At 55.5% G+C, this 12,710-nt stretch carries 9 protein-coding genes and 1 pseudogene; 8 read left to right on the forward strand and 2 right to left on the reverse strand.

What is annotated here, in order from left to right; translation table 11 throughout:
* Positions 1-95 precede the first annotated feature (95 nt).
* Both htpG and ACCD05_RS17465 read left to right on the forward strand, forming a co-directional pair.
* Positions 96-1,988, forward strand: a complete 1,893-nt coding sequence (gene htpG, locus ACCD05_RS17460) for a molecular chaperone HtpG (protein WP_112950151.1) — start codon at positions 96-98, stop codon at positions 1,986-1,988.
* Between the two features lie 819 nt (positions 1,989-2,807).
* A complete protein-coding gene (locus ACCD05_RS17465; RefSeq protein ID WP_413394235.1) occupies positions 2,808-3,515 on the forward strand; it encodes a Crp/Fnr family transcriptional regulator in 708 nt (235 codons plus the stop codon).
* Between the two features lie 678 nt (positions 3,516-4,193).
* Here ACCD05_RS17465 and ACCD05_RS17470 read toward each other — a convergent pair.
* The gene (locus tag ACCD05_RS17470; RefSeq protein WP_111565282.1) at positions 4,194-4,628 is read right to left on the reverse strand and encodes a response regulator; all 435 of its coding nucleotides are present in this window, start codon (positions 4,626-4,628) and stop codon (positions 4,194-4,196) included.
* A complete protein-coding gene (locus tag ACCD05_RS17475) occupies positions 4,625-5,752 on the reverse strand; it encodes a PAS domain-containing protein (protein ID WP_112950133.1) in 1,128 nt (375 codons plus the stop codon). Before ACCD05_RS17475 ends, ACCD05_RS17470 begins: the two co-directional genes overlap by 4 nt.
* 474 nt (positions 5,753-6,226) lie before the next feature.
* On the opposite strand from ACCD05_RS17475, the gene ACCD05_RS17480 reads away from it, so the two are divergent.
* The 6 genes and pseudogenes from ACCD05_RS17480 (at position 6,227) to ACCD05_RS17505 (ending at position 12,665) form a co-directional block, all read left to right on the forward strand.
* On the forward strand, positions 6,227-7,384 hold the full coding sequence (locus ACCD05_RS17480; RefSeq protein ID WP_112950132.1) for an HlyD family secretion protein: 1,158 nt from the start codon (positions 6,227-6,229) through the stop codon (positions 7,382-7,384).
* Between the two features lies 1 nt (position 7,385).
* A complete protein-coding gene (locus tag ACCD05_RS17485) occupies positions 7,386-8,996 on the forward strand; it encodes a DHA2 family efflux MFS transporter permease subunit (RefSeq protein ID WP_112950131.1) in 1,611 nt (536 codons plus the stop codon).
* 246 nt (positions 8,997-9,242) lie between these two features.
* Complete coding sequence (locus ACCD05_RS17490) at positions 9,243-9,767, forward strand: CBS domain-containing protein (RefSeq protein ID WP_112950149.1); 525 nt, start codon at positions 9,243-9,245, stop codon at positions 9,765-9,767.
* A gap of 1 nt (position 9,768) precedes the next feature.
* Positions 9,769-10,541 (forward strand): annotated as a pseudogene (locus ACCD05_RS17495) (IS5 family transposase).
* Positions 10,542-10,817: 276 nt separating this feature from the next.
* Complete coding sequence (locus tag ACCD05_RS17500) at positions 10,818-11,096, forward strand: HU family DNA-binding protein (RefSeq protein ID WP_112950130.1); 279 nt, start codon at positions 10,818-10,820, stop codon at positions 11,094-11,096.
* 1,113 nt (positions 11,097-12,209) lie between these two features.
* Positions 12,210-12,665: an MgtC/SapB family protein gene (locus tag ACCD05_RS17505; protein ID WP_413394293.1), complete on the forward strand. Its 456-nt coding sequence runs from the start codon at positions 12,210-12,212 to the stop codon at positions 12,663-12,665.
* The last annotated feature ends 45 nt before the right edge of the window (positions 12,666-12,710 follow it).

The raw sequence follows: 12,710 nt of genomic DNA on the forward strand, positions 1-12,710 counted from the left end.
ATTAACCTCTTGACGCTCCTCCCCAGGTCGAGAGCGCTTGAAATCTCTTCCAGGAGAAGCCATCTCACCGCGGTCTGTTTAGAATGGAGTTAAGGATGACGACAGTTGAAGAAGCGCAGCCCGAGCAACACGCTTTTGAAGCCGATGTTAGCCGACTGCTGCACATGATGGTGCATTCGGTTTACTCGGACAAGGATGTATTCCTCCGGGAATTGATTTCCAACGCCGCGGATGCGTGCGAAAAGCTGCGCTACGAGTCGATTTCCAATCCACGGCTCTCGTCCGATGGCCTCGAGCCGGGGATCCTCGTGAAACTCGATGAAGAAGCGCGGACGCTTATTGTTGAGGACACCGGCATCGGCATGAGCCGTGAAGAGATGGTCGACGCGCTTGGCACGATCGCGCGTTCCGGAACCAAAGCTTTCATGGATCGACTAGAAGCGGCCAAGGCTGGAGAAAAGGCGGAATTGATCGGCCAGTTTGGAGTTGGCTTCTACTCATCGTTCATGGTCGCGGACCAGGTCGATGTGATCTCGCGCCGCGCCGGAGAGTTCGAAGCCTCGAAATGGTCATCAGATGGAAAGGGGCGCTATAACATAGTCACGGTCGACCCCGGACAAGCCCCAGCCCGCGGCACGCGTGTCGTGCTACATCTCATGGAGGAAGCCAAGAAATATTCAAGCAAATGGACGGTCGAGAAGATTATCCGTGATCAATCTGGACATGTCCCCGTCCCTATCCGCCTAATCGAGAAGGATGGCGCCGAGCCATTACAGTTGTCAGATGGCGCCGCGCTCTGGACCAAGCAAAAAAGCGACATATCCGAACAGGACTATCTCGATTTTTATCGTGGCGTTTCGGGTCAGTATGACGAGCCATTGAGTAACGTGCATTTCCGCGCTGAAGGCCGGTACGAGTATACGACGCTCGTTTTTGTCCCAGGCTCTCAGCCATTTGACCTCTTCGACCTAGACCGACAGGGTCGGATAAAGCTCTATGTGAAGCGCGTCTTCATAACCGATGAGGCCGATTTGGTGCCGCGCTACCTGCGGTTCGTTCGTGGTATCGTCGATACCCCGGATCTACCACTTAACATCTCCCGCGAGATGATCCAGGAAAGCCCGGTCCTTGCCGCCATAAAAAAGGGCGTGACGAGCCGAATCCTCTCCGCGCTGGAAAAGATGGCCGAGAGCGATGCCGATAGGTTTTCCAAGTTTTGGGATCTTTTTGGCGCGACGATCAAGGAAGGCATCTATGAGGATTTCGAACGGCGCTCGCAGTTGCTCAAGCTGGCGCGCTTCCAAAGCACCGTGTCGAACGAGGCGACGCGCGGCTTGGCCGATTATGTGAGCGCGATGAGGGAAGGACAGTCCGCCATCTATTACATCAGCGGCTCTAATTTGGAGCAGTTGCGGTCTTCGCCGCACCTTGAGGGTTTCCAGGCGAAGGGTATAGAAGTTTTACTGCTAACCGACGGCGTGGATAATTTTTGGCCGACCAATGTCGCGGAATTCGAAGGCAAGCCCTTTAAATCCGTAACTCAGGGTCTTGCCGATCTCAACGCCGTCGCCAGCGGCGAAAACAGCGGGGAGGGCGACCAACAATCGTCTCCCGAGGTGACCGCCTTTATCGATTTCGCGCGAGGCCTTCTTGGTGAGGAGGTTGCAGACGTGCGTGTTTCAGGCAGGTTGACCGAGAGCGCGGTATGCCTTGTCGCGCCGGAGAATGGTCCGGATCGCCAACTCGAAAAACTCCTACAAGGCGCCGGCAGGCTGCAAACGGCGTCGAAACCAATATTGGAGATAAACGCGCGGAGCGAGCTTATCTTGGATGTCGCGTCAATGCGCGATCAAGCCTTTCGCGAGGATGCCGCGTGGCTTTTGCTTGACGAAGCGCGCATTCTAGACGGAGACAAGCCTGCCAACCCGCGCGCTTTCGCTGAGCGGCAAGCCAGAATGTTCGCGCTCGCGATGAAACGCGACAAGTGAGGAAATCGGCGAGGTAGCCTGACGCCGCCTCGCCGAAAGTCGCTCGGTTAGATCTCGCGCTCTCCCTACGATCGGCATTACCCTAAAAGTTTCAGTCGGGTTGCACCGATTACGGCGGCAGGGGGTAAAGTAGCTCCAGGAAGACACCTACTTCCCTCGAACGACACTGCCGCCCCTGATGGTTCTGTCTCAAGCGGACATGGTGCTGGAGTACCGCGCAGCCCTCCATTGTCGTGGCGTCCCCCAGCTCTTGCTTCACTTCGAGGTGGCTCATTTTCGCGATACCACGTGAAAGGCCAAGCTTCGTGTGCGGACGGCGTCCACGGCATGTCATGAGTGGTGCCTTGCCACATCAAGAAGGCAGCAAGGCTTTTCGAACGCCTCAGACGAAATACCTCTATGTGATCATCTCCATGACGCTTGTCTAACAGCATGACGACCACCAGATCGTAAAACTCCCGGACACTTTCTGATGTTGAATAACCCCACATCAACAGATCACCGAAATTTGTTGGTCGCTCGTCGCGGCATATTGACCGTCACCGCCGCTTTGGTGAAAGACCGCCTGCTTCCTGCGCAGCCCGAAAAGCCGGCCGTGACGAACAGTTCTTTCGCCGACTTGTAGTCGGCATCTGTATGAACAAGTTGCCAGTCTCAAGATTAATGCGGTCGGGATGGCTCGAAAAACATATTACGTTTCGCGCTATGAGCTCCGTCCCGTTAATCGGCTTGACCAGCCTTTGGCCCTCTCTACATTTCATGGGGTTTTGGTAAGTAGCTCAGCGTGAGCGCTCCAAACAAGATTGAGGAGCGACAAGGTTGATAGAGAAAACAGGCGTGCGCAATCGTATCCTCAAGGCGCTCAGTGACGACGACTTCAGCCTCGTGGCCCCGCACCTTGATCTCGTGCCGATGCCCAATAGATTCAAGGTTGCTTCGCCTGGTCAACCACTTGATTATTTATATTTTCCTGAATCGGGTATCGGTGCAGTGATGAGCTTAACACCAAACGGAGAAAGTTCCGAGGCGGGTATGTTCGGCGTTGAAGGCTTCGTACCCACATCCACCATAATTGGTGACAACCTTGTGCCTTACGATATCGAAATGAAGGTGGGAGGAGCCGGTTATCGAATGCCAATTCGTTTGATAGCGGAACTTATGTTAAAGAGCGCAAGCCTGCATGTCCCGTTCGTCAAGTATATGCATGTGTTCGCTGTGCAAGTAGCGTTTACGGCTCTCGCCAACGCACGTTTCACAATCGACCAGCGCCTCGCGAGATGGATTCTCATGTGTCAAGATAGGATCGGTCACGACACCCTGGAGATTACTCATGAGTATATTGCAATGCTCTTATCAACGCGTCGTCCAAGCGTGACGAACGCACTGCATGTCTTGGAGGGCGAGCGACTGATCCGTTCAAGCCGGGGCATCGTCGCTGTCGTCAACCGTAAGGGACTGGAGCGATTTAGCCGTGGTTGTTACGGCGTTCCCGAGCATGAATTCGAGAGGCTGATTGGTGATCGGTAGATCCGCGCACCGCTAGATCGAGGTTTGAAATATAAAACATCGGCGGTGCAGGCGGCAATGGGCGAGCATCTGGGCTTCACACCATGTGCTCTATCAAGTGCTTTGCTCCCCGACCCGGGGATGCAAACGACGTGATAAGTCGTGATAAGCTAGCATGCTTTGTTACGAAAATAATCGGTGTGTTAGAAAAAACCAGCGCCGAGAACGCGGTCTTCGCCGCAGAGTTCGATCGGTTCGTGCCAGGCCTCGGGTGAGACCTGCATGATGGCAGTGTATTGGCAATGTCATGGATTAGCGCGCTGTAACTGCCCCCGATCGATATTAGCGCATGTACCAGAATAGTTGCAGATCGCTCGTTAGAACCTTTCGAGTTACTCGAGGTGCGACAGAGCAAATGTCCCAACGCTGGTATGTCCGCTGCCGTCGCAACGCGCTTGATCTGCCGCGCGAGGCGGATGACGGTTGCCTCCGCGAAATGCTTTAGAGCGAAGATTGCCATCCAAGCGGATTAAAAAGGCCAGCACCGTTAATATCCCCCAGTCAGCGGGATCCGCTACTGGGGGAACTGGCCGTTTGCGACCGTGATAGTGCAGCAGCCAAACGCTTTTGGGAGGCATGGCGCTCCACATGCGCGTCCATCCGCCTAGCCCAAAACGCCGGCGCATTGACAATGACGTCCTATGATACGCGATACCCCCCGCGAATGATTTCGACGTCTTCGGCGAGCACAAGACTAGCGGGAAGTGGAAGATCGGACCGCCCCTCGATCACCCCTGAAATGTAAGCGATAGCGCTCTTCATTCCGGCGACCGTGTAAGGCTTCTCGATGGCCCCTAGAGCTCCCACGAAGTCATCGGGAATCTTTTTGATGTTACCGCTCACAAAAACAAATGGGATGCCCTCGTCCGCTAGATCGCGGCCGACATCTATCCCGGTTGGGCCATCCTGAAGCTGAATGTCGACGAATGCGAATTCGGGTCGTTCTATCGACACAGCTTCCCGTGCCTGGCTTCTTGACATCGCGGTTGCCGTTACGTGATGACCCGCCAGTTCAACTTCACTCTCTAGCTCCATCGCCAGGAGCATTTCGTCTTCAACGATGAGTACTTTCAAGAATCATTCTCCTGCGGTGCTTCCACCAGTAATGTGACATCAACTGTCGTTCGGTGCCCTTCGACCCTCTTCTCGATTTTGGCGCCCACTTGCTTTGCCGAGTTCTCAAGCAAAATACGACCAATTTCAGTGGTCTCGTCATCAACGTCGACCGGGACGGAGGTATCTTCCACCCGTATCAAGAAATGACCGTTCAGTCTTTTAATCACCACATGGATGTCGCCACCGCCGTCGCTCAGTCCTCGTTTTATCGCGTCCCCAACCAATTCGTTCACGATGAGGGAAAGGGGGGTGGCTTTCACGGCGGGTACATAAACAGGGTGAAGGTCAAGCGTTAGTCGGATGTCTTCCCGACTGGTAGCGCCAACCAGATCCGTTACCATCTCCCTTGCGACATCGGCGATGTCGAACCGAGAGACATCCTCAAGCGTGAAAAGCTTACGCTGCACCGTGCTTAAGGCCTCAATCCGGTTTAGCACCGACATTAGCACCTGTTTGTGATCCTCGTTTTTAGTCTTTCGAGCTTGCAACTTCACGATCGAGGCCATGGTAAGAAGATTATTCTTAACTCGATGGTCGACTTCATGCACGAGCAGCGTCTTTGCTGCCAGCGCGGCTTCCAGTTTCTCTGTATGTTTGGCGACCTCTTCTTCCGCCCTGTGGCGAGCAGCCGCTAGGTCGGCCTCACGGCTCTTGACGTTCGTGAAGTCTAGTTGAGAAGCGAAGAAATAGATGATCTTGTCCCTGTCATCACGCACTGGAGACAGAAAAAGCGCGTTCCAAAACGAGGTGCCATCCTTCTTGTAGTTTAAAATATCAACCGCGATGTCCGAACCTGCGGCGATTGCATCGCGTATACGACCCACGGTTTCGCTATTAGTTTCTTCTCCTTGCAAAAACCGACAATTGCGCCCCACAACTTCGCGGCTTGAGTAACCGGTTAGCTTTTCAAACGCCGTGTTGCAGAAGATGATCGGATTGTCATTCTGATTTGGGTCCGTGACAATCATCGGCATTCGTGTGGCTTTGAACGCCGCGGCGAAAGGATCCTCGCGCACGTGTCGCGCAACCAACCGTTCGCCTGCATCCTGCGCGTCAGATCGTCTCTGTTCGTTGTCTGGCATAATCTCTTGGTCTTGCGGTTAAACGACGAATGATCAAAAATTCGGATAGCTCCAAATGCCTCAACTCTTAAGACGAGATGGGAAGAACGCTCGAGTTTTAAAGGGCAGGAATCATATATTGGTCCAGCGAGTACCTCGATGGTACCTGATGGCGCTCAAACATGGGCCGGCGCTTCCGGTCCCATGTCATTCCTCCGTGTCGTCTCTAGAACGTCGACATCGATCATGGTTCGTGAAGAGCGGGTGCTATGCAGCCGGTCGTCCCGACAACATCGCGTCGCCATAAGACAGGTGGCATGCGCACACGTCTATATTGCATTCCGGTGAGTTCCTCCTGCTTACGTTGACACATAGTCGAGCCTGCACTTTCAATTCCGAGCTGGTCACAGGTCTTCTTGATCGTGGATCCTTAGGAACCGAATGGGGGAGCCCCGCGTTTTCCGGGCTGTTCCACCCTCAAAACCGAGAGCTGACGTGACCCAGACCGAGCGCAACAAATCGCAACTGGATGAAGAAGAACAGCGGGAAAAGCGAGCGAAGCCAGAAATAGCGAGCCTCGGCCCAGGGGAGCGGGAGGGCTCTGAAACGATGAAGTCATCGATAATTCATCGCCATCCGCTTTCAATCCTCTTGGTCGTATTGGCGCTCGTCGTGCTGGCGGTGTTCGGGTATTTCGTCTGGCTCGTCCATTTCCATCCATATGAAAGTACCGATGATGCCTTTGTTGATGCGCGGAGTTTCTCCGTTGCCGCCAAGGTCTCCGGCTACATCGCTGACGTGCCCGTGAGCGATAACAAGCACCTCGACATGGGTTCCGTCATTGCCAAGATTGATCCGCGCGACTATCAAATCGCACTTGACCAAGCGATCGGCCAGATAGGCGTTGCCAGGGCCGCCGTATCAAGCGCCAACGCCCAGATCGCGGCCGCAGGCGCGGCGATCGACGAAGCCAGGGCTCAACAGGCCTCCAGCGCGGCCGCGCTTCAATATGCCAAGGACGAGAACGAGCGCCAGCAGGAACTCGTTAAGAGCGGGGCCGGGTCCGAGCAGGCCGCTCAGCAGGCAGCCTCGACCCTTCGCCAAGGTCAAGCTAGCTACGCGCAATCGCAGGCAGGCGTAACCTCTGCCGTTAAGAATCAAGCATCCGCTGAAGCGCAAAAGGCTAGCGCGATCGCGAGTTTACAACAGGCCGAGGCGCAGGCAGAGGCCGCGAGGCAAAACCTGGATTACACGACGATCACGGCTGCTCAACCAGGTCGAGTGGTCAAGCTGAGCGGTTCCAGGGGCCAGTACATCCAGGCCGGTCAGGCGATCGCCATGTTTGTCCCGGAGGAGGTTTGGGTGACCGCCAATTTCAAGGAGACGCAATTGGCTGACATGCGCCCGGGCCAGCCGGTTGATCTCACCATCGACGCTTATCCGGATCATGTCTTGAAGGGCAAGGTCGATTCCGTTCAGCCTGGTTCGGGTACTGCCTTCTCCTTGCTTCCAGCCGAGAACGCGACCGGCAATTACGTGAAGGTTACCCAACGCGTTCCCGTGAAAATCGTGGTGGATGATTGGCCGAAGGATATCGCCATAGGCCCAGGTATGTCGGTGGTTCCAACAGTAACAGTTCGGCCGAGGAGCTGAGATGGCCGGCAACGCCACACCTACCGCGAGCTTGCCTACGGCCGCTTTGGGCGCCCCCAATCCATGGCTTATCGCCGTGGTCGTGTCGATAGCGACCTTCATGGAGGTTCTCGACACCACGATCGCCAACGTGGCCTTGCGCTATATTTCAGGAGGGTTAGCGGTCAGCGCGGACGAAGCGTCATGGGTGATCACGACTTACCTCGTCTCGAACGCGATCATTCTCGTGGCGTCGAGCTTTATCGCGAAGCGCTATGGCCGCCGGCGTTTTTATCTCCTTTGTCTTGCCACCTTCACGGTATCCTCTATCTGCTGTGGTCTTTCCTGGAATCTAGAGTCTCTTTTGATCTTCCGGATGATCCAGGGTTTCGCGGGTGGCGGAATGGTGCCAATCTCACAGTCAATCCTCGCCGATTCCTTCCCACCCTCCAAACGCGGCCAGGCATTCGCGATGTTTGGCGTTGCCGTCGTTGTCGCGCCTGTGATCGGCCCCACGCTCGGAGGATATCTCTCCGATAATTTTTCCTGGCACTGGTGCTTCCTCATCAATGGTCCAGTGGGCGTCCTCGCCTTCTTCCTCGTTTATGCGCTGGTGAAGGAGCCGGAGACGCTAAGGGAGGAACGTGCTCGGATGCGCGAGACAGGCGCGCGTTTTGACATAACTGGATTCCTACTTGTCGCCACGTTTCTCGGGGCGCTGGAATTGGTGCTCGATCGCGGTCAAACGGAAGATTGGTTCGACTCCAGTTTTGTCATAACGACCTCGGTCATTTCAGGACTAGCGCTTTGCATCGCTATTCCATGGCTTCTAACGAGGACCAATCCCGTTATCGACCTGCGGCTATTGGCAAGTCGGCAGTTCGGTGCCTGCGCAATCGTTATGTTAGCTACCGGTGCTATTTTGATAGCCACGACGCAGTTCGTGCCGCAGGTGCTGCAGACAAACTTCGGTTACACGGCAACCTGGGCGGGCCTCGCGCTGTCGCCAGGCGGACTTGTAACAATGTTCATGATGTTCGCCGCCGGCCGGCTCACCTCCATGGTCCAGCCAAAATATCTCATAGCGGTCGGAATGAGCATTATCGCGCTCGCGATGTGGGACATGACAAGGCTTAACGCTGATTTAAACTTTGGCTTTTTCGTCTGGTCCCGTCTTTACCTCGGGCTCGGTCTACCCCTGATCTTTATCCCGATCACCGCGGCTTCTTACGATGGATTGAGCCCTGATCAGACAGATCAAGCTTCCGCTCTAATCAATGCGGCACGAAATACTGGAGGGTCGATCGGCGTCTCCATCGCTTCAAATGTGCTCGCGCACCGAGAGCAGTGGCATCAGAGCAGGCTGGTCGAGAGCATTGTTCCGTCAGACCCTGGTTACGCCAGCGGCTTCGACCATGCCACCCAGTTCTTTGTTGAGCGCGGGTCGAGCGTCCTGGAGGCGCATTCCCGCGCTACCGCGTGGGTGGCATCGCAGGTCCAGGCACAGGCGAGCTACCTTGCCTACATAGACGTCTTTAAGGTGCTGATGGTCATTTCGGCGCTAATGGTGCCGCTCGCACTCATTTTGCGGCGAATCGACCTCAAACAGGCAACGGAATCCACGGGCCATTGACCTGTCCCGAGGCCAGTTGACTGTGCCTAAAAAGCGATTAGCTGTGATTGGGTTGGCCTAACGGAAACAGCGCGGGGGCTGGGGGCAAGCGCAACAACCAATCGCAGCGAGATTAAGGGTCCCTTGGTCGTCCTAACAACCTGCGCTTGATTGGCTGCGAGCGTGTCATCAAATTGCGCTGCCTCAAAGCGATCCACCCATATTCCAGTATTCTGCAGGCTTTCACCTTTGGTTGGAGGTATGCAGATGACGATTCCCGCTAAGTCCGTGATGAGAACGGACGTATTCACGGTCTCGCCGGAGACGACGGTCGCAGAGGCCGCCCGTTGCATGTTATCGCATCATGTTGCCGCAGTACCCGTTGTTGATCCCGATAACAAGCCGCTGGGTGTGGTGAGCGAGGGCGATGTCATGCATCATTTTGGCTCTCACTTTCAAAGTAAGCGAGCTCAATGGTTACGCTTGCTGGCGGAAGGCGAGACTCTGGCGCCAGAGTTCCTTGCCGAGATCCGCCTCAATCAACAGCGCGTTAGCGAAATCATGCACCCAACGGTCATTTCCAGTCACGAGAACGCCTCACTCTCAGATCTGTCCGATCTGATGATGAAAGAAAAAATCAAGCGCGTTCTTATACTCCGTGACGGCGTCCTGGTAGGCATCGTCAGCCGTGCCGATGTCATTCGGGCCGTCGTCGAGAAACTAGGTCGCGTCCCCATTAAAGGGTTTCGCTTTAGTCAGGATGATGATTCAATGTCCTTGGAAGGCGATTGATATGCGCCGTCATGAACTTAGCGATGAAGAGTGGGCGATTATCGCACCACTTTTGCCGAATAAGAGCCGTGGTGTCGAACGTGTTGATGACCGCCGGGTGATCAATGGCATTTTGTGGCGTTTCAGAACTGGCTGCTCTTGGCGGGATATCCCTGAGCGCTACGGCCCTCGTACTACACTTTACAATCGGTTCTCGCGCTGGCGTAAAGCCGGCGTTTGGGACCGACTTCTTGAAGCGGTATCAAGGCGTTACGACGGCGATATAGTTATGATCGACTCGTCGTGTGTGCGCGTTCACCAGCATGGTGCCAACGCAAAAAAGGGGGCTCTACCGATCCTTGCATGGGACGTTCGCGCGGCGGCCTGACGACCAAAATCCATGCCATGGTCGATGCGGATGGCCGACCGTTACGAATGGAGCTGACAGCAGGCCAGGCAGCGGATGCTCCGGTCGCTGAGAGGCTGATATCTGACATCGAACCAGGCACGACGCTACTTGCAGATAAAGCGTATGACACGGATGCGATCCGCGCGTTTGTGAAAGGCCGCAAGGCTTGGGCTAACATCCCAACAAAGATAAATCGGAAGCAGAGCTTCAGCTTCAGTCGCTGGGTCTATAGGCAGCGAAACCAAGTGGAGAGGTTCTTCAATCGTATCAAACACATGCGGGGCCTGGCCACGCGCTACGACCGTCGCCCTGACAATTACCTTGCTGCACTGAAACTCGTTGCGACACGAATTTGGATCAATTCAGTTTGCGAGTCCACGTCCTAGACGACCTGCTTGAGCCGACGGACTAGCCAAGGCATTACATCCGCGACATCCATTGTCTCAAGGGCAGCACTAAATTGGGCCTACCTCGCGACTCTGACGCAAATGCCACGGGAACTGGGCCGGCGCGGGCGTTGCGCCTCGCCGCATTTGCGATACTTCAGGGACGCAGTCCTGATCTTGTGGAAAAGCAGGGATTCCGGGCGCTTTCACACTTCGATGGAATGACAAGGCTCGATCAAAGTGGAAGGGTTCCTTTTCTTAAAAAGGGACCAACAAATGACCACGACCAATGAAATCGCCGAAAAGATTGCCGCAGCGCATGGATTGACCAAGGTTCAGGGCAAGTCAATCGTCGAATCTGTCTTTGCCGCTATCACCGAGGCGGCATCGTCGAATGCCGAAACATCAATTCCCGGATTTGGAAAGTTCAAGGTCAAGGATACGCCTGAGCGTGAAGCCCGCAATCCCTCAACCGGTGCGACCATCAAGGTCGCGGCCGCCCGGAAGTTAGCCTTTCAACCGGCCAAGGCCCTCAAGGACGCTCTCAACAAGTAGGCACGGACCGTAGCCGCAAACGATCCAGACGGCGGGTGGAAAGGATCTAATCGATCCCGTAGGGCGCTTTGGCGGAAGGCGTCTCCACCTCGCTGACTCGGTGCTTTCTTGTCCTTCCATTGGCGGTCAGAAGCATGTCCAACTCGCTCCAGGAACGGCTGAAGCGGCTAACAAGACGCTCCGCTTGCGCCTCTGACACTCCGTATGCGCGAGCGACGTCGGATGTCGAACTGACAAAGTCGTCGGAATTGTTCGTCATTGCAGTGTACGCCTTGTTCAGACAGGTCGGGTGCATGCTTTACTAAGGTTTGCAAATCATCCGGCGCTGCGGCTTGTTACTTCGTAATTCAGATGTAGAACGGCTTTATCCGCCCGAGGTTCCATCAATATGGACTGCGTCTCAACACGGCACCCTCACTCCGCGCATTGCAAGGCAACGGGTCGGACAGTCGAGGATTGATCACGGTTCGACTGGCTTTTTACCCATCTCGAGCCCCGGCAACCACGTCCGACGCCTTGCGTTGCGCGATCTCGAAAACCATTTCGCTCGTCGCTCGAACCTTCACCGTGGATCGAAAACACCATTCCACTTTTCCGAAACCCTGACCCTTTGGCTTGAGAGAGAGATTTTGTCGTCCGGGGTGGGGGCGTTGCGCGCTTCAGGTCATCGACGAGGTTGGGAAACTTGTTTGCGGTACGTCGCTTGCTTGCCGAGGGTCAGCATGCCGAAGTACCGGTCGCTTGTGAATTGTAAGCGCCCAATCAGATCAGGTCGCTATCCCGCTTCTGCGAGTTGGTCTAGTCGCGCTGGTGTAGGGGCAGGACCGACGTGAAAACTCGAGCCTGGCAACGCGCCTTGATCCAAGTGGTGCCCCGGCCGGCGGATACAGCGCCGCCAAGAGGTGGCCGATGGAATCCAGGTCGCCGCATTCTGGAGCGTGCCCCTTTGTTCATGCCGTTGTGGTTTTTAAAGGCGCTGTGAATTTTTCACGTCTTCGCGACGCGAAACCAGTTGCCGCCCTTGCCGCCAAGAACATGTCCGCCATGTCTACAGTGATTATCGGAGATTGCTTTTTGGCCTCACTGCTCGACCCCTTCCTTTCACGATTCGATCTGGTCGCTCATCTGCTTGTGCTCCTGGTCGCTTATCTACTGGCCCTCCCAATCGCTTGGGACAGGGAAAGAAACGAACGAAGCGCTGGCCTTCGAACATTTCCGCTTGTCGCGATCGCCGCCTGCGGCTTCATCCAGGCCGCCGAAACTGTTACAAACGGCAACCCCGAGGCCACCGCGCGGATCGTCGAGGGTTTGATCAACGGCGTCGGCTTCATTGGCGGCGGTGCAATTCTTGTTGGCAGGGCAAGTATTCGCGGAACAGCAACCGCCGCGAGTCTTTGGGCGACCGGGGCCATCGGCGCTGCCGTGGGTCTTGGCGCTTACGACATCGCGATCGTACTTTCCGCGATGACCTTCTTCACGCTCCGGTTCATGACGAACTTCAAGACGGAAGTAAATGAAGCAATCTCGGAAACTGAAGCAAGTAAACGCCCGCCCGACGTCACGCCTTGATTTGTCGCTCGTCCTAACGTCGCGGACACGCAAGGTAGTCCGAGC

It is taken from the genome of Rhizobium sp. Rhizsp42 (assembly GCF_047304155.1).
Taxonomy (GTDB): Bacteria; Pseudomonadota; Alphaproteobacteria; order Rhizobiales; family Rhizobiaceae; genus Rhizobium.